At 39.9% G+C, this 16,642-nt stretch carries 20 protein-coding genes and 4 pseudogenes; 22 read left to right on the forward strand and 2 right to left on the reverse strand.

What is annotated here, in order from left to right; all coding sequences use genetic code 11:
* Window positions 1-355 precede the first annotated feature (355 nt).
* From C0975_RS08715 to lysC, 4 genes and pseudogenes are all read left to right on the forward strand, one after another.
* On the forward strand, window positions 356-571 hold the full coding sequence (locus C0975_RS08715; protein ID WP_245853339.1) for an HP1 family phage holin: 216 nt from the start codon (window positions 356-358) through the stop codon (window positions 569-571).
* A pseudogene (locus C0975_RS08720) lies at window positions 568-1,104 on the forward strand (lysozyme). The gene C0975_RS08715 and the pseudogene C0975_RS08720 overlap by 4 nt, the downstream one beginning before the upstream one ends.
* Complete coding sequence (locus C0975_RS08725) at window positions 1,074-1,406, forward strand: DUF2570 family protein (RefSeq protein ID WP_101776001.1); 333 nt, start codon at window positions 1,074-1,076, stop codon at window positions 1,404-1,406. Before C0975_RS08720 ends, C0975_RS08725 begins: the two are co-directional and overlap by 31 nt.
* Window positions 1,312-1,593, forward strand: a complete 282-nt coding sequence (gene lysC, locus C0975_RS08730) for an Rz1-like lysis system protein LysC (protein ID WP_101776002.1) — start codon at window positions 1,312-1,314, stop codon at window positions 1,591-1,593. The genes C0975_RS08725 and lysC overlap by 95 nt, the downstream gene beginning before the upstream one ends.
* Before the next feature lie 30 nt (window positions 1,594-1,623).
* On the opposite strand, the gene C0975_RS08735 is transcribed toward lysC, so the two are convergent.
* Both C0975_RS08735 and C0975_RS08740 read right to left on the reverse strand, forming a co-directional pair.
* A complete protein-coding gene (locus tag C0975_RS08735; RefSeq protein WP_101776003.1) occupies window positions 1,624-2,058 on the reverse strand; it encodes a type II toxin-antitoxin system HicB family antitoxin in 435 nt (144 codons plus the stop codon).
* Window positions 2,059-2,086: 28 nt separating this feature from the next.
* Window positions 2,087-2,273 (reverse strand): annotated as a pseudogene (locus C0975_RS08740) (type II toxin-antitoxin system HicA family toxin).
* A gap of 332 nt (window positions 2,274-2,605) precedes the next feature.
* On the opposite strand from C0975_RS08740, the gene C0975_RS08745 reads away from it, so the two are divergent.
* From C0975_RS08745 to C0975_RS08820, 18 genes and pseudogenes are all read left to right on the forward strand, one after another.
* Window positions 2,606-3,082 carry a DUF1441 family protein gene (locus C0975_RS08745; RefSeq protein WP_101776004.1) on the forward strand — a complete coding sequence of 159 codons (477 nt, stop codon included), beginning with the start codon at window positions 2,606-2,608 and terminating at the stop codon, window positions 3,080-3,082.
* A 2-nt stretch (window positions 3,083-3,084) separates the two neighbouring features.
* Window positions 3,085-5,196: a phage terminase large subunit family protein gene (locus tag C0975_RS08750; RefSeq protein WP_101776005.1), complete on the forward strand. Its 2,112-nt coding sequence runs from the start codon at window positions 3,085-3,087 to the stop codon at window positions 5,194-5,196.
* Window positions 5,193-5,417, forward strand: coding sequence for a hypothetical protein (locus C0975_RS08755; RefSeq protein WP_083002279.1), 225 nt, complete (start codon window positions 5,193-5,195; stop codon window positions 5,415-5,417). Before C0975_RS08750 ends, C0975_RS08755 begins: the two co-directional genes overlap by 4 nt.
* A gap of 83 nt (window positions 5,418-5,500) precedes the next feature.
* The gene (locus C0975_RS11395) at window positions 5,501-5,662 is read left to right on the forward strand and encodes a hypothetical protein (RefSeq protein ID WP_167383052.1); all 162 of its coding nucleotides are present in this window, start codon (window positions 5,501-5,503) and stop codon (window positions 5,660-5,662) included.
* A 24-nt stretch (window positions 5,663-5,686) separates the two neighbouring features.
* Window positions 5,687-7,205 (forward strand): annotated as a pseudogene (locus C0975_RS08760) (phage portal protein).
* Window positions 7,144-9,180: a ClpP-like prohead protease/major capsid protein fusion protein gene (locus C0975_RS08765; protein ID WP_101776006.1), complete on the forward strand. Its 2,037-nt coding sequence runs from the start codon at window positions 7,144-7,146 to the stop codon at window positions 9,178-9,180. The pseudogene C0975_RS08760 and the gene C0975_RS08765 overlap by 62 nt, the downstream one beginning before the upstream one ends.
* 67 nt (window positions 9,181-9,247) lie before the next feature.
* Window positions 9,248-9,574 carry a DUF2190 family protein gene (locus C0975_RS08770; protein ID WP_101776007.1) on the forward strand — a complete coding sequence of 109 codons (327 nt, stop codon included), beginning with the start codon at window positions 9,248-9,250 and terminating at the stop codon, window positions 9,572-9,574.
* Window positions 9,567-9,869 carry a phage tail protein gene (locus tag C0975_RS08775; protein ID WP_101776008.1) on the forward strand — a complete coding sequence of 101 codons (303 nt, stop codon included), beginning with the start codon at window positions 9,567-9,569 and terminating at the stop codon, window positions 9,867-9,869. Before C0975_RS08770 ends, C0975_RS08775 begins: the two co-directional genes overlap by 8 nt.
* A gap of 3 nt (window positions 9,870-9,872) precedes the next feature.
* Window positions 9,873-10,400, forward strand: a complete 528-nt coding sequence (locus C0975_RS08780) for a phage tail protein (protein WP_342745609.1) — start codon at window positions 9,873-9,875, stop codon at window positions 10,398-10,400.
* Window positions 10,400-10,810, forward strand: coding sequence for a phage tail terminator protein (gene gpU / locus C0975_RS08785; RefSeq protein WP_101776010.1), 411 nt, complete (start codon window positions 10,400-10,402; stop codon window positions 10,808-10,810). The genes C0975_RS08780 and gpU overlap by 1 nt, the downstream gene beginning before the upstream one ends.
* Window positions 10,810-11,460, forward strand: a complete 651-nt coding sequence (locus C0975_RS08790; protein WP_101776011.1) for a hypothetical protein — start codon at window positions 10,810-10,812, stop codon at window positions 11,458-11,460. Before gpU ends, C0975_RS08790 begins: the two co-directional genes overlap by 1 nt.
* A 56-nt stretch (window positions 11,461-11,516) precedes the next feature.
* Entirely contained in the window at window positions 11,517-11,909 is a 393-nt protein-coding gene (locus tag C0975_RS08795; RefSeq protein ID WP_101776012.1) for a hypothetical protein, read from the forward strand.
* A gap of 68 nt (window positions 11,910-11,977) precedes the next feature.
* Window positions 11,978-12,205, forward strand: a complete 228-nt coding sequence (locus tag C0975_RS08800) for a phage tail assembly protein T (RefSeq protein WP_101776021.1) — start codon at window positions 11,978-11,980, stop codon at window positions 12,203-12,205.
* A gap of 262 nt (window positions 12,206-12,467) precedes the next feature.
* Window positions 12,468-12,986 (forward strand): phage antirepressor N-terminal domain-containing protein, encoded by a 519-nt coding sequence (locus C0975_RS08805; protein WP_101776013.1) that lies wholly within the window; start codon window positions 12,468-12,470, stop codon window positions 12,984-12,986.
* Window positions 12,987-13,119: 133 nt separating this feature from the next.
* Window positions 13,120-13,275 carry a hypothetical protein gene (locus tag C0975_RS11400; protein ID WP_167383049.1) on the forward strand — a complete coding sequence of 52 codons (156 nt, stop codon included), beginning with the start codon at window positions 13,120-13,122 and terminating at the stop codon, window positions 13,273-13,275.
* 71 nt (window positions 13,276-13,346) lie between these two features.
* A pseudogene (locus tag C0975_RS08810) lies at window positions 13,347-13,742 on the forward strand (NlpC/P60 family protein); the annotation flags it as partial.
* On the forward strand, window positions 13,685-14,296 hold the full coding sequence (locus C0975_RS08815; RefSeq protein ID WP_101776014.1) for a tail assembly protein: 612 nt from the start codon (window positions 13,685-13,687) through the stop codon (window positions 14,294-14,296). The pseudogene C0975_RS08810 and the gene C0975_RS08815, both read left to right, overlap by 58 nt.
* 3 nt (window positions 14,297-14,299) lie before the next feature.
* On the forward strand, window positions 14,300-16,642 hold a 2,343-nt coding region (locus C0975_RS08820), incomplete at its 3' end, for a TipJ family phage tail tip protein (protein WP_143485129.1).

The raw sequence follows: 16,642 nt of genomic DNA on the forward strand, positions 1-16,642 counted from the left end.
ACGAGTAAAGTTTTAAATTCGAGATTTTACTCAATAGCTAAATACCAACATACAAAAGATAAATCTATTTCATTTAATGCTTGGTATAAAAGAGTCAATCAAAGCATAGATTCATCAGAATGGATAATTGCTAAGTTTCTTGATTACGCTCTTAAAAATCACAAAAATGCAGCTAAATTGCAAAAGTTTGCTTTTAACGTGTGAAAAGTGTTGGCTCTGGTGTAGTTTTCATATATTGTATAAATTAATGGTGGTCGTAGTGTAAGTATGATTCACCAAATGAATTTTAATAGCCCTGTTCAAAGATGAATGGGGCTTTTTTATTGCCTCAAAGTCAGGGAGGCGGAGTATGAAGATGAAGGATACATTCAAAGATATTCCTATTGAGTCACAGGCTTATGGCTGGATCACGTCATTCTTTGGAATGCTCACGTTAAGCGAATGGGCGATTATTATTGGGATTCTTGTGACTGTTTTCGGATATATCAGAGAATCGAGATATAAAAAGTGCTTGCTTGAAATTGAAGAAATCAAAGCAGGCATTCGCGATAAAGACGGGAATTTAAAATGAAACATTCTAAAAAACTCGCTGTGTGTGCTGTCGCTTCGATTATTGCGATTGTGCTTTCTAAAAATGACGGGCAGATTCGCACAGGGTAAAGAGGACTAGAAATCATAGGCAATGCTGAGGGTTGTATGCTAGATCCGTACAAATGTCCAGCGGATGTGTTGACAGTCGGGATTGGTAGCACAGAAGCAAGTGGATTGAAGATTGAACGCAATAAACGATATACAGAACAAGAAATTGCGGATCGCTGGGTTTATGATTTAAAAAAAGCCGAGCGTTGCGTAAATATGTTCGCTGGCGGTGTGAATTTACCGCAAGGGGCTTTCGAAGCTGCGGTATCGCTAACATTTAATGTGGGGTGCGGAAAGCTAAGAAGTTCAACGCTATTCAAGCACGCACGTAACGGCAATATTAAAGCGATGTGTGATCAATTCCCGCGATGGATTTATTCGGGTGGTAAAGTGTTGCGTGGTTTAGTTATTCGTAGAGATAAAGAGAAAGAACTATGTTTAGCGGGCTTATCAGACCAATACTAACACCAATCATTTTAGCGGTGAGTGTGGTGTTGTGGATGTGGATTCAATGGCAAGTTTATTCTGGGCTAAAAGCAGAAAATGCTACACAAACCCAAACCATAGTACAACAAAGTGCAGTGATTTCTAACTTAGAAAAACAAGCAGAAATAAACAGGCAGCTTACACTTGAAATAAGTCGCTTAGAAAGTGAGTTAAGGAAACAGGAAGATGATGCGATTAATTCTATATCACATGATGAAAAGAGTACTGACGCTTACAATGCTAACGCTCCTCGTTCTATTATTGACTTCTTGCGCAAGTAAACCAGTAGCGCAAGTATGCCAAAGTATTCCATCTGCACTTCTCGCACACTTAGACAAGACGGGGTTTAATGGCAATACTTACGGTGACGTTTCAAAGTATGCCGTCATTCTTAAACGTGAGCGTGATGTGTGTCTTAATCGCATTGATAAGATAAGAGAATGGCAAGTAGAAAATACACAACACTAAAGGCATAGATATTTCACTATGCCTTTTTTATTATAAAGATGATGATAGCTCTCGCTGTGAGGCAATGGCTAAGAAATGACTGCGATCTTTGTAAGTTGAGTTATTAGCTACACGTTGGTCTATTCTATCAATTAGATATTGCGGTAATACAATATTAACACGCTGGCGTTTACCAAAGTAAGCAGTGATATCTACATCGATTAATAACCAACTATCGCAATATTGAAAATCTTCTTGTTCTTTATAGTGAAGAAAGCCCAAATCTTTAATTTGGGAAATATCAAAATCACCCTCAACCATCATTTCCAAGATGGTATGGATTGCGTCAGTTACCATTGGAACAATTTCTTCGACAGTATCCGCAGCACTAAAACAAGAGTAAGTTTCATTAAAAAGCGCAGGCACACATAAGCCAAACGCTTCATTTTCGTTTTTTGGCGTTTCAACGCCAATGGTAAATAACATATAACCTCCTAGATAGGACTCGGCAGAGCTATAAAAGCCCTGCCGATTTCTTTATGGATCTTAAAGTGCCAATTGGTAAATGTTGCTTGGGATGTGGAACGGGAAATCGTTTCCCTGTAATAGGAGATTCCCATATTTGATGACTTCCTTTCCCTTGACGAACCAAAAAAACAACCAGCTTTTTTAAGTTCCTTGATTAAGTCGTATGAGTTCAAAAAATACCTCCTTTGTCTTAATCAAGTATTATTATACACACATATACACACAAGTCAAGTATTTTAAAAAAGGATTAACCACTATGCCAAAAAAAGACGAGGTTAAATCCACGTCTAAAGGGCGTGGTGAAAACTAAATTCACGGATAAACAAAAATGCTTATTTTTTTATTCATTACAAAATGTAAAAGGTACTCCTGACGGGAGTGGGCTTTCCACGGGGTTGGGCGCTCGCGGTTTTCGGCAGTTTTTCGAATTTTCAGTCATCATCTGGGTTTTTGTTGCATTTTTAATCAGTTTTTTCAGACTTTTAATCAGTGGGTTTTTTAGATTATGGATAATTTATTCGACATAAAATTAAACATAAATCAGATAGCTGAACTGGTTGGAATGCACCGCCAGACGGTATCTCAACGGCTCGCTGGGTTAACGCCAGCAAGCGGCAGCAATTCAAAATTAAAACTCTATTTACTTTCGGATCTTATTCGATCTGGATTATCAGAAAAGATGTCGACAGATGTCGATTCACTATTACCAGTTGATCGCAAAGCATTTTGGCAAGCTGAAAATGAAAGGCTTAAGTATGAGCGAGAAACTGGTCAATTAATTCCAGCTTTTGAAGTTGCACAAGAAATGAGTGCTTTAGCAAAAGCGGTAGTTCAAACATTAGAAACATTGCCGGATATTTTAGAACGTGACGCGGCACTTCAACCGAAAGCACTTATGCGAGTACAACAAATTATTGATGATCTAAGAGATCAAATGGCATTACATATTCAAAACAACAATCATGATGATTCAGAGGATTAACCATGTTTGCATCTGCTAAAGATATTCGACGAGATATAGCGAGTTCAGTGAAAGCACCACGTCGAATGAAAGTATCTGAAGCAGTCTATGAATATATGCGTGTCCCCATTGGTGGTGGAAATTCTATCAAATGGGATAAAGACACTGTAAGTTATTTAATTGAGCCAATGGATTGTTTAAGTTCTCGTGAATACGACGCGGTTGTTTTTGTTGGTCCTGCGCGAACAGGTAAAACGATCGGATTAATTGACGGTTGGATCACTTATTCAATTATCTGCGATCCGTCAGACTTTTTACTTGTTCAATTAACACAAGAAAAAGCGAGTGAACACAGTCGTAAAAGATTAGACCGCACTTTCCGTTGTTCGCCTGAAATTGCGAAACGATTAAGTCCACGCAAGAACGATAATAACGTGCATGATAAATATTTTCGTGCTGGAAACTTATTAAAAATCGGGTGGCCATCTATTAATGTCTTGTCGTCGTCTGACTACAAATACGTCGCGCTGACTGATTACGATCGCTGGCCCGAAGATGTTGACGGTGAGGGGGACGGCTTTTCGCTTGCGTCAAAACGTACCACGACATTTATGTCATCAGGAATGACGCTTGTTGAAAGCTCACCCGGAAAGGACATTGTTGATCTTAAACATCATCCAAAATCAACACATGAAGCACCGCCTACAACAGGGATTTTAAGCTTATATAACCGGGGCGACAGACGTCGCTTTTATTGGCCATGTCCACATTGTAAAGAATACTTTGAACCAAGCATGGCGAATATGACTGGTTATAGAGATGATGATGACTTTGTAAAAGCCAGTGAAAAAGCACGATTACAATGTCCGTCTTGTCAGACGTTGATTGAACCGTCGCTAAAACGTGAGTTGAATATAAAAGGCGTTTGGCTTAAAGAAGGTCAAACAATAGATAAGAAAGGGAAAATTAAAGGAAAAGGAAGGAATACACGTATTGCTTCTTTTTGGCTAGAAGGTCCCGCTGCTGGTTATCAAAAATGGGAGCAATTAATATATAAGTTATTAACTGCAGAACATGAATATGAAATGACAGGAAGCGAGGAAACTCTAAAAGCAGTGACAAATACTGACTGCGGATTACCCTATCTTCCACGCTCCGCACTTGAACAACGTCTCTCTGATGAATTGATGGAACGCCGTGAAGAAATTGACGAAAAAACCGTACCACCGCAATGTCGCTTTATTGTGGCAGCTGTGGATGTACAAGGTGGGAAAAATCGTCGTTTTGTGGTGCAAATGGTCGGTTATGGAGAGAATGGCGAACGTTGGTTAATAGATCGTTATAACATTTCACACACATTGCCTGATAGTGATGGTGTAATTGAGAAAATAGACCCTCGTATACCTGATGATTGGCATATTTTAATCTCAGACGTACTGAAGAAATGCTATCCGCTATCAAACAATCCTAACCACTTTATGCCAATTTTAGCAAGGGCGGTGGATAGTGGTGGCGAAGAAGGAGTCACCGATAATGCTTATAAATTCTGGCGAAAATGTCGTCGTGATGGTTACGCCAAGCGAGTTTATCTAGTTAAAGGTGATAGCACCAAACGGCAAAAGCTAATCACGAAAACCTATCCTGATAATACCACTCGTTCTGATCGTCATTCTTCAGCTCGAGGCGATGTGCCATTGTATTTATTGCAAACGGACTATCTCAAAGATCGTATTAATAATGCTCTAGCTCGAGATACTGTCGGGGCTAATTACATTCACTTTCCTGAGTGGATCGGAGAATGGTTTTTTAATGAATTGGTTTATGAAGAACGTGGTGCTGATGGTAAGTGGCGGAAACCAGGGAAAGACAATAACGAAGCCTTTGACTTGTTTTGCTACGCTCACGCCATTGCTATTTTGCGTGGTTATGAACGGATCAAGTGGGGTGATGAAAAAGACGTGCCAAGTTGGGCAAAACTACCTGACATCAATCCGAATATTATCCGTGAACAAGCAGTAATGGTAGAGCAAGCGGTCGAAACAGAAGAAAAAATCGCAAAAGCAACACCAAAACAGACAAAATCGAAAAGCAGTTGGTTGAGTGATGGTGGAAGAAAAACAGGTGGGTGGCTATGAGTATTTACTCAATTGACGAACTTAAACAAAAAATCCGTACACTTGATGAAAAAATCGAAATCGCTCAAAGCCAAGTGAGCTTTAATGGGCGGTCGGTATCTTATCAGGTGGCGGAACTAACAAAACAGCGTGATCGCTACCAAACGATGCTTGATGAACAGCTTGCGAGTAGCGGACAGCGAACTAAACGGCACCGTATTAAATATGTGAGATTTAATTAGGTATAAAAACAAACCCCGAAAGACGGCAATCTTTCGGGGTTTTTCTTTATCCCTTATCCAAGTTTAGCAACTAAGGAGCAATCGTGATCAAGTATACACCAAAACATCAAGTAAAGGTAGGTGGAAAAATGAGTGAAAAAGATGCAGGTATTGTTGGAAAAAGATTAGCCACTTCAGCGATGATTATAGCTATTTGTTGGGGGATTAGTGCCTTAATTTTTGCGAGTGCTTATTTCATCAAATAATTTTACTAAATAAAGGTATTCATTATGAACCTATTTGAAAAAGCAATTGCCGTAGTGTCGCCAAAATGGGCGGCACAACGATCTAAAAATCGCTATGTACTAAATGCCTACGAAGCGGCATTACCAAGCCGCATTCATAAAGCACAGCGAGAAGGCAAGGGGGCAAATACCACCATTCGTCAAAGTGCGGTCAGTTTGAGAGAACAAGCTCGTGCTTTAGATCAAAATCACGATATTGTGATCGGCATTTTAGACAAAATGGAAGAACGTGTTATTGGCTCAAAAGGTATTCATATCGAGCCACAACCGCTTACTTTAGCTGGTGATGTTCACGAAGATTTGGCAAGTCAAATTCGCAAGCTCTGGGCGGAGTGGTCGGTAAAACCTGAAGTGACAGGGCTATATACTCGACCACTCTTAGAACGAATGCTATTGCGAACTTGGTTACGAGATGGCGAGGTTTTTGTACAGTTTGTTAAAGGCAAAGTAACTGGGCTTGAGCACGGTTCACCCATAGCCTTTTCGCTGGAAGCCTTAGAGCCTGATTTTGTGCCGATGCAGTCGGACGAAGCTAAAAACGGATTAGTGCAAGGTGTATATCTTAATGCTTGGCGGAAACCAACGGCTTATCAAGTTTATTTGGATAATCCGCAAGAGAGCAGTGGAATGTACAGTAAGGTTAAAACGGTGTCGGCAGAAAATATGCTACATCTCGCCTTTCGTAAACGACTACATCAAATTCGTGGTGTAAGTATGTTGCATGGTGTCATTGTGCGTTTGGCGGATCTAAAGGAATACGAAGAAAGCGAACGAGTTGCTGCACGTATTGCAGCGGCAATGACGATGTACATTAAAAAAGGTGATGCTGCACTCTATGGCGATGAGGAGCAAAACGATGAACCACGCCTGTTTGATATTGCCCCAGGTGCAGTGATTGATGATCTGAAACCGGGCGAAGATATTGGGTTAATTAACTCAAATCGCCCCAATACTAACTTGGAGAATTTCCGTAATGGACAATTAAGAGCGACTGCTGCAGGTACAAGATCAAGTTATTCAAGCATTGCTCGAGATTACAACGGCACTTATTCTGCACAACGGCAGGAACTTGTAGAAAGTTTTGAAGGCTATGCGGTGCTACAAGATGCCCTTTGTAGCTACAATTAGTCGTCCAATTTATCGCGAATGGCTGAAAATGGCGATTGCTTCACAAGCGATTAAATTACCAAATGATATTGACCAAAATTCGCTATTTAATGCGGTTTATTCAGGACCAGTAATGCCGTGGATTGACCCTATTAAAGAAGCAAGTGCATGGAAAGAGCGTATTAGAGGCGGTCTAGCAACTGAAGGGCAAGCCATCCGAGCAAGCGGAAACAACCCAGCCGAAGTCAAACGACAACGGATCGTGGAAGTGAAAGAAAATGCTCGTGAAGGCTTGAAGTTTGATACTGATTTAACCAATACACAAGGAATTATCGATGGGAAAAACAAAAATGATTTTAGCACCGATGGCGATGGGAATAGCAAGCAAGACGAATAATCAATCTTGGTTTACCATCAAAGCGGCTACGAATGATACAGCTGAAATTTCGATTTATGATGAAATTGGATTTTGGGGTGTCACTGCACAGCAATTTGCCAAGGATTTGAAAAATCTTGGGAACAATTTAAAACAAATTAATCTGCACATCCACTCACCGGGAGGTGATGTATTTGATGGCATCGCCATTTACAACTTACTAAAAAATCACCCAGCTAACAAGACCGTCTATATCGACGGTCTTGCTACATCTATGGCAAGCGTAATTGCAATGGCGGGTAACGAAATCATTATGCCCGAAAATGCAATGATGATGATCCATAAGCCTTGGGGTATTCAAGGTGGTGATGCAGATGACATGCGTAAGTATGCAGATTTACTAGATAAAGTGGAAAGTACGCTGATTATGGCGTATGTCTCGAAAACTGGTAAATCTGAAACAGATTTAGCAGAAATGCTGAAAGAAGAAACTTGGCTCACTGGCAAAGAGTGTGTTGAGCAAGGTTTCGCCGATAAACTAGCCGAACCACTTGTGGCGATGGCTTGTATCCAATCCAAAAAACTAGAGGACTATACTAATATGCCTGAAACAATCAAAAATATGTTATTCACGCCACAAGGCAACGCTAAACCGCAACAACCAGCTCAAACGACACCACCTGTCGTAGAAGAGCAACCAGTTGCAAAAAATCTCGAAAAACCGACTGTTGTTCAGTCCAGTATCGATCCTGTTGCTGCATTAGCAGAACGCAACGCTAAAATTAAAGCCACCTTTGCCGCTTTCGGCGATAAATACGATGGCTTAATGGCAGATTGCCTTGCTGATGTGTCAATGACCGCAGAACAAGCCAAAGACAAGCTACTTGCCAAATTAGGCGAAAACACCACGCCAAGCGTACCACAAAATCATATTTATGCTGGCAATGGTAATCTTGTGAGTGATAGTGTTAAGTCTGCTTTACTTGCTCGTGCTGGTGTTGATAAAACAGAGAAAGACAATGCTTACAACGCAATGACCTTGCGTGAATTGGCTCGTGCTTCATTGGTTGATCGTGGTGTTAGTGTATTAAATTACAACCCAATGCAAATTGTCGGTATGGCGTTCACGCATTCAACAAGTGATTTTGGTCAAATTCTCATTGATGTAGCCCATAAGTCTGTACTTCGTGGCTGGGAAGAAAGCAAAGAAAACTTTGAAACCTGGACGCATAAAGGCACCTTAACGGATTTCCGTCCTGCCTATCGAGTAGGCTTAGGTGGTTTTGATAGTCTACCAATGGTGCGCGAAGGGGCAGAGTACACTTATGTAACACTGGGTGATACAGGTACTCACGTATCTTTGGCAACCTATGGTGGCTTATTTAGCATTACACGTCAAACTATCATCAATGATGATATGAATATGCTAACAGCCATTCCATTCAAGCTTGGTCAAGCTGCACGAGCAACTATCGCAGATTTGGTATTTGCTCAATTAACTGGCGATCCTGTGATGAACTACGACAGCAAGAAATTGTATGATACTTCTCACAAAAACACCTTAACCAATGGCAAAATTAATGTTGCAACAATTGATCAAGCGATTCAATTAATGAATGCCCAAAAATCTTTTGATGGTAAACAATTAGCTATCGAACCAGATGTTTTACTGACACCAACATCATTATTCACCAAAACCAAACAGGTCTTAGGTTCTAGTTCAGTTGAAGGTGCGGATATTAACGCGGGCATTATTAACCCATTGCAAAATGTGGTGCCTGTGATTAAATCACAACGTCTACAAGGTATCAATCCTAAAGTTTGGTACTTGCTCAACAAAGAGGCTATTGAAGTATCCTACCTCAACGGCGTAGAAACACCATTTATCGATCAGCAAACGGGCTTTACCGTAGATGGAGTAACCACAAAAGTTCGTATTGATGCTGGTGTAAATGTACTAGATCATCGTGGTATTGTACGTGTAACAAATGCGTAAATTCTCCCAAAATTGACCGCACTTTAATTAGTGCGGTTTTTTATTATCAAAAATAAGGAAAATTCTTATGGCTAAAAACTTTATTCAAAATGGTGACACCATTGATTTTGTTGCGACAAAAGCAACTAAAAGCGGCGATGTTGTACAAATCAATAACCTCAACGCCATTGCAGTCACAGATATTGAAAATCAAGCAGCGGGCACAGGTATTGTTGGTGGAGTATGGCGTGTGAAAGCCAAGCAATCAGACAATATTCAGCAAGGTACGGTTTTATATTGGGATAGTGGCGCTAGCGAAGCAACAACTTCAAAGGGCTCACATAAACGCCTTGGCGTTGCTTGGTCAAATTCAGGCACATCATCTGCGGAAGTTGATGTGAAAATCAATGCCTAGCCTTTTTGAAAAAGCGTTATCACAGGCAGATCAAACCATCACTCAAACGATGATGTCGGAATGGCTGATTAACAATAAGCCTTATCCTGCGACTTATGACGAAGCCCCTCGTATTATGGAGGGATTTCATTCTTATGAGGAGCAAGCATTAAACGGCATATTGCGAACCTTAACCCTCTTTCGCACATCAGGCTATAAGCCCCGTTTAGACGATAAAGTGGTCGGAAATGGCAAGAAATATCTGGTTAAATCCTACCACTTTGTCGATGGAATGATCGTATTACAGCTGGAGTAAATGATGAGCAAAATCACAGGTGAGCGTCAATTACGCCAAGCAATGCAAAAACTGCAACGTGACGTGAATAAGCAAGCGGCGAAATCTATCCGAAAAATTGCAAAATCAGCGATGAAAAAAGCCACCAAAGGCGTTGCTCAACAGATTGGCGTAAATGTAAAAACGGTGCGCGGTAGAGCAAGGCTAATATTCTCACCAACAGCAAGTAACCCGAAAGCAGTTATTAGTGTTAATCGTAGCCATATGCCATTAATTCGTGTGTTGGAAACTAAACGCAACCGTATTTTTGCTCGTAAAGGTGTGTTACGAGTAGGGCAGCATTCAGTCGCCCGTGGCTTTGTTCAGCGGCTTGCTAATGGCAGAACACACGTAATGTTTCGCCAAGGGCGAGAACGTTATGGTATTGATGTGGCAAAAATACCACTTGCAACGCCTTTAACTAATGCTTTTCATAAAGAATTGGCGGATTATCCTGAACAACTTAGACAGGAACTCGCCAAAAATCTCTCGCTTTCATTACGGAGAAAATAATGCAAATCCATACCCAAATTCGAGAAGAAGTGACTACACTTCTGCAGAAGAAAATCAATGATGTTGAGTATTTTTACAGTGGTCGCCCTACGTTTATCAATATTGATGAAGAGCAGAAAGCCATTGCGGTTTTTATTGATGATGCATTTTGTCAAGAGGCTACTACTTGTTGTAGCCAATGGCAAGCGAAGCTCAACGTGGCTATTTACATCAAATCTATTGACAATGGTGAAAATGAACTAGATGAGATTGCTCAGCAAGTTGCCGATTGCTTAGAACAAGCAGAATTTATACACCTAGATAGTATTGCATTGACAGCATATAGCTACGAGCAAGATCAACAACAACGTACTTGGTACGTTTCACAAATTCAATTTAATATCGAATATGGATTAGAAGGAGAAAACTAATGGCTAAAACAACCCCGTTCCAAGGAACAAAATTTTATCTCGGCACTGGTGTCGAAGCTGAAAAAGCAATTACGGCTTGTGAAGTTTCACCTAATGCCAAAATCACAGTAGCAAGTCACGGTTTGAAAAAAGGTGATTGTATTAAAATCACAGGACTAGGAGCACTTGATGGTTATTACCCAGTTAAAGGGGTGGATAACAATACTATCACTCTCGCCGACGAGGTGGATTGGTCAAACCAAGACAAACCAACGGATTTTGCGAATGCTAAAATGGCAAAAGTAAAATGGTCATCTAATTTCTGCGCAATCAAGAACATCGAAAAAGACGGTGACACCTTGACCGAAGAAGATGTGACGACTATGTGCAGTGAAGGGACTGAAACAGAGCCTGGGGATATTGAACTCGGTTCGGTGAAGTTAACTTTCTTTTATGCGCCAGCAACAGTGATGCAAGCCGACTTGCGTAAGAAATTCTACGGCAAAGAAACCTTCCCATACTTGATTGTCTTCAAGGAAAATCAAGGTTCACTTTACGGTACAGGCTTTATCCAAACGGGTGCTAACATCAGTGGTGAAGTCAAAGGCAAGTTTGAATCAGGTATTACGATCAAGCAATCAAAACGCGACTACTTATTACCAGTCGCTTAATCTATATCAGCCCTCAATCGAGGGCTTTTTTATTGTCTAAAATAAAGGAAAAGTAAATGAAAGGCACACGCGAAACACTTTTAAAAAATAAACCACGCTTAACAAAACTGGAAATCAACGGTGCAGAATCCTATGTACGTGAATTTAATGTAGGTGAAGTCAACGAACAGCTTTACGGACAACAACAACGTTTAGTTAAAATTGCACAATCACAAGGGATTGAATTAAATTTTGATGATACAGAAGAGTTAACTAAGCAATTAGCGAAAATTTACGATCCCCATACATTAACCCGCACGTTAGCAATTCGTTTATGCGATGAAGATGGGAATAATCTGTTTAATGCAGAAAATGAAGAAGATTTAGCCGCACTTTCGCAGTTAGACAAAGAAGTCTTTGAAAAATTAACTGCAGTAATCAACCCAAAGGAAGAAGAAACAAAAAACTAACGAACCGACGCAAGTTCCAAATCAATCTGTCGCTTGCGTTGGGTAAAACCTTAGCAGAAATCGAACAAATGTCAGAACGGCACTTGGAAGAATACCAACAATTCTACAATGAACAGCCGTTTGGACTTTGGCGTGAAGATTATCGCACGGCTCAAATATCACATTTACTTGCCATGATTAATCGTGATCCAAAATCAAAACCAATGGAATTAACTGACTTTATGCCGTTTTATAAAGAGCAGAAAACAGAAGAATTGGAAGATGACGGAAGTGCAGAGTTTTTGGCGAGTCGATAAAATAATCATCATCCCCAAAATAAAGTTAATATTTTTTGGGGGAGTATTAAAAATTGACTTTTTATAATTTTAAGGTAAAATTCCTAATAATAGCCGAATTGTAATTTATTTTACTTTTTGGCTTTTTTTATGCGTAAAATTCCTCCAACATCTTTAAATTGGTAGATACCAAGCCGAAAGGTAGGAACGTTGTGGCAACAAATAACCTCGATCAGAAATGGTCGGGGTTTTTTATTACTCAAAATTTAACAGGAGCATCTTTATGCAAGCATTAAAAACAGAATTTTTAGGTCAAGAAATTACATTAATTGATAACAATGGTATTGCTTATGTAGCAATGCGTGAAATTGTTTTAGGGATTGGGTTGGACTGGAAAGTTCAACATAAGAAATTGGTTGAACAAAGTGCCAAATTCAACTGTGGTCATATCACCACAGTTGCCCAAGATGGGAAAAATCGTGAAATGTTGTGTATGCCAATCAAGAAATTAAATGGTTGGCTGTTCTCAATCAACCCAAATAAAGTGCGTTCAGATTTAAAAGAACGGTTGGAAAACTACCAAGAAGAATGTTTTCTTGCTTTATGGGATTATTGGACGACTGGCATTGCTCGTCGAGATGAAGTGAAGAATAAAACAGAGGCTTGGCGAGCTAAAATGGCAGATTACAAAATGCGATCTAGCCAAAAAGGAAAGACGTTAAACGAATGCAAAAAAGAAAAGGCTGAACTTGAGCGAGAGTTTGCAGCGATTCAGCAAATGGATTTATTCCTAGAAATCTAAGGCATGGTCATAACAACCATGCCTTTTTGTTATTACCAATATTTGAAGCATACTCCAAAAAAACAAACCCCAAACATTCGCAGTGTTCGGGGTTTTTTATTATCCACTTAATCTGACTAAGAGGACATAAATTATGATGAATTTTAATATAGAGGTGGCAAAAATGCTAGAAGTTATTTCAAAAGATGCAACAGCTCGCCGTTTTGCTTACGTTGTTGTGATTTTAAGTTTTATTTTTGGTATATCGTGGGTACTACCTGATTTGATTAATGCAATTCGCTGGTGGTAATTGTGAATAAAACAATGAAGTTTTTGGCGAGTCGATAATTTGAAGTTCATCACAGAAAAACATTCTCCAGTCATGGTGAAATAGATTGTTACACGCTATTCCGCGATTTTTATCGCTTGGCTGGTGTTGATTTCCCTGATTTTGAAAGAGATGATTTCTGGTGGGAAGACGGACAGAATCTGTATCTAGACAACATAGAAAAATATGGTTTTGGGCGAGTTAAAGATGAAAGTGCGGTGCAAGTTGGTGATGTGATTCTAATGCAAGTTGGGGCAGATGTACCAAATCACGCAGCGATCTACATTGGCAATCAGCAAGTGTTACATCATAGTCCTAAACGTTTATCTAAACGTGATTTATATGACGGATATTGACTTAAACATACACATAGTATTTGGAGATTTAAACAATGGTCAACGTTAAATTTTACGGTGCCCTTAAACAATTTGGTACTGACTTCAAATTAGACGTAAAGAATGTTGCTGAGATTGTTAAAGCATTAACAACACAAATACCAAAACTTAGAGAATTTATTCAACAAGGTAAATTTACGATCAGAATTGGTAAAGAATATATTGACAATCGTTATTTAGAGAAAGGTTTTTTTTATAACTTGAAAGATGGGATGACAGTACATTTTACACCTGTTTTAAAGGGAGCTAAGAAAGCTGGAGTCTTTCAAACTATCTTAGGTGCTGTTATTACAGTAATCGGCGTTGTGATGCTATATACACCGCTTGCTGCTTATGGACCAAGTGTTATTGCTATGGGGATTGGAATGATGGCAGGTGGAGTGGCTCAAATGTTGACTAAGCCACCACAAATGCAACAAGCAAATGATGTAGAGAAAAAACGCTCTACTTCATTCTCTAATCTTTCGAATATGGTCGCGCAAGGGCGAATGGTGCCATTGGCTTACGGACGCATGCTCTGTGGTTCAATGGTAATTTCACAGGGCGTTGAAACTGTAAATGTTGATATTGTAATTAAAAATAAAAGAACAGGATTTTTTAAGGGGTAAGCTATGGGTGGAAAAAAAGGTGGTGGTGGACATACGCCTTATGAAGCTCCAGAAAGTGGGCGTTCTAAACAGTTTGTCAAGATTGTAGAAATTATATCTGAAGGTGAGATTCAAGGCTTAGTGGATGGTGTTAAATCCGTGTACTTGGATAAAACGCCAATTCAAGCAAGTGATGATAGTTACAATTTTAAAAACGTGGATGCACAAGGGCGTATTGGCACACAAGATCAAGCGATTATGGAGGGGTTCAATACGTCTGAAAAAGAAGTTGCTGTGAGTGCTCAAGTAAGAAAATTGACACCACTTACTCGCACTGTGACGGATAACAAAGTGAGCCGTTTACGTTTTACTGTTGGTGTTCAATCGCTGTTTAGTCAAAATGATAAAGGTGATACCTACGGTTCTAAAGTAGACTTAATGATTACGATTGGACAAACGAGCTACCTAGTTTCAATTAATGGTAAGTATAGTTCGCAATATCTTAAACAGTTTGAATTTGATGATTTGCCCGCTGTTCCATTTAAAATCAAAGTTGAGCGCTTAACAGAGGACAGCACATCGCAGCGGTTACAAAACAACACGATTTGGGCAAGTTATACCGAAATTATTGAAACTGAATTCGCTTACCCGAACACTGCTATTGTCGGTGTTCGTTTTGATTCGGAATATTTTAGTTCAATCCCAAACCGCACTTATGAAATCTACGGTATCAAAATCAAAGTGCCGAGTAACTATGACCCCGTGAATCGTACTTATACAGGGCTTTGGGACGGTACATTCAAAATAGCTTGGTCAAATAATCCAGCGTGGGTGCTGTACGACTTAATGACTAACAAGCGCTATGGTCTTGGCTGGCGTTTAGGTGCATTCAATGTGGATAAGTGGACGTTATATCAAGTGGCGCAATATTGTGATCAGCTTGTGCCAGATGGGTTTGGCGGCAAAGAACCTCGATTCACGTGTAATGCGTGGCTGACAGATCAGCGTAAAGCATACGATGTGATTAATGACATCTGTTCAATCTTCCGCGCAATGCCAGTGTGGAACGGGCAAGAGTTTACTGTCGTAATGGATAGACCAGCAGATCCAGTGTGGACTTATACAAATGCGAATGTTGTTGACGGTGAGTTTTCTTATCAATATTCAGCACAGAAAGCGCGACACAACGAGATTCACGTTGAATATGTTGACGCAAGTGATAGTTATGAAAGAAAGATCGAAATCGTATCTGATGATGATTTAATTCGTCGTCATGGTTTAAACATTAAAAAAGTGACAGCGTTTGGCTGCACATCACGCGGTCAAGCATTCCGCACTGGGAAATGGATTCTTGAAACAGAGAGATTGGAAACCAAAACAGTCACATTTACTGTCGGTGTAGAAGGCTTAATGCACATTCCCGGTGACATTATTCGTGTAGCAGATTGCCATTATGCAGATACAAATATTGGTGGTCGTGTAATAGCTGTCAATGGTAGAAAAGTGACGCTTGATAGAGAAATTACGCCATGGGGGAATAGTTATTTAACGTACATTAATCAAGAAGCTAAGCATACAGATATTCGCATTGTGAATGTGAATGGTAATGAAGTGACGTTAGAGTCAGAGCCTGTCGGTTTGGCTGAATTCGGTGTTTGGTCTTTAACAACACAAGAAATCAATGTTCAGTTATTCAAAGCATTGACGATAAGCGAAGACAAGCAAGGTCAATATACGATTGTTGCGCTTCAACACGAACCACAAAAGGAAGCAATCGTGGATAATGGCGCAGTCTTTGAGCCAAAAGAAACAACACTTTCTACTGCTGGACTTGATAAAGTGCAACACGTCGAAGTACAAGCAGACGGTGATGGTGTATCATTGAGTTTTGACTACATTGTCAAACATAGTGCAATTGTTAAATATCAGATTAAGTTATATAAAAATGGAACGTTTTATAAGATTTATGATGATTTAACATCACCAAACTACAAATTTATCGGTCTTCCCGACGGGGAATATGTTGCGGAAATTCGCGCTAAGAACGAGCAAGGACAGCTATCAGAGGCGGTTACTAAGTCATTTAATATCAGCTTTGCTGTGAGCGAATTAACTACTGTTTCGAAAGTGTTTGGGATTTTGTTGCAGTGGAAAAATCCAGTATTCGCCAATCCAAATTCCGCGATCGAGATTTGGACGAGTGCAGAAAATCGTTTTGAGACAACAAGAAAACTCGTCACACTGGCATATCCAACAAATAGTTATTCATTTGACGGCTTAGGCGTGAATGAAACGCATTATTTCTGGGTACGCATGATAGATACGGCAAACGGAAATTCGGGAGAGTTCACAGAATCAGTTGTTGGT

The organism is Pasteurella oralis (assembly GCF_002850605.1).
Lineage (GTDB): Bacteria > Pseudomonadota > Gammaproteobacteria > Enterobacterales > Pasteurellaceae > Pasteurella > Pasteurella oralis.

Coding starts and splice junctions, on each gene's coding strand:
- C0975_RS08770 (WP_101776007.1), top strand. CDS start 9,248: ATGGCTAAAAACTTTATTCAAAATGGTGACACCATTGATTTTGTTGCG.
- C0975_RS08790 (WP_101776011.1), top strand. CDS start 10,810: ATGGCTAAAACAACCCCGTTCCAAGGAACAAAATTTTATCTCGGCACT.
- C0975_RS08765 (WP_101776006.1), top strand. CDS start 7,144: ATGGGAAAAACAAAAATGATTTTAGCACCGATGGCGATGGGAATAGCA.
- C0975_RS08815 (WP_101776014.1), top strand. CDS start 13,685: ATGGTCAACGTTAAATTTTACGGTGCCCTTAAACAATTTGGTACTGAC.
- C0975_RS08780 (WP_342745609.1), top strand. CDS start 9,873: ATGAGCAAAATCACAGGTGAGCGTCAATTACGCCAAGCAATGCAAAAA.
- C0975_RS08795 (WP_101776012.1), top strand. CDS start 11,517: ATGAAAGGCACACGCGAAACACTTTTAAAAAATAAACCACGCTTAACA.
- C0975_RS08800 (WP_101776021.1), top strand. CDS start 11,978: ATGTCAGAACGGCACTTGGAAGAATACCAACAATTCTACAATGAACAG.
- C0975_RS08745 (WP_101776004.1), top strand. CDS start 2,606: ATGGATAATTTATTCGACATAAAATTAAACATAAATCAGATAGCTGAA.
- gpU (WP_101776010.1), top strand. CDS start 10,400: ATGCAAATCCATACCCAAATTCGAGAAGAAGTGACTACACTTCTGCAG.
- C0975_RS08715 (WP_245853339.1), top strand. CDS start 356: ATGAAGGATACATTCAAAGATATTCCTATTGAGTCACAGGCTTATGGC.
- C0975_RS08750 (WP_101776005.1), top strand. CDS start 3,085: ATGTTTGCATCTGCTAAAGATATTCGACGAGATATAGCGAGTTCAGTG.
- C0975_RS08805 (WP_101776013.1), top strand. CDS start 12,468: ATGCAAGCATTAAAAACAGAATTTTTAGGTCAAGAAATTACATTAATT.
- C0975_RS08725 (WP_101776001.1), top strand. CDS start 1,074: ATGTTTAGCGGGCTTATCAGACCAATACTAACACCAATCATTTTAGCG.
- C0975_RS08735 (WP_101776003.1), bottom strand. CDS start 2,058: ATGTTATTTACCATTGGCGTTGAAACGCCAAAAAACGAAAATGAAGCG.
- lysC (WP_101776002.1), top strand. CDS start 1,312: ATGATGCGATTAATTCTATATCACATGATGAAAAGAGTACTGACGCTT.
- C0975_RS08775 (WP_101776008.1), top strand. CDS start 9,567: ATGCCTAGCCTTTTTGAAAAAGCGTTATCACAGGCAGATCAAACCATC.
- C0975_RS08755 (WP_083002279.1), top strand. CDS start 5,193: ATGAGTATTTACTCAATTGACGAACTTAAACAAAAAATCCGTACACTT.
- C0975_RS11400 (WP_167383049.1), top strand. CDS start 13,120: ATGATGAATTTTAATATAGAGGTGGCAAAAATGCTAGAAGTTATTTCA.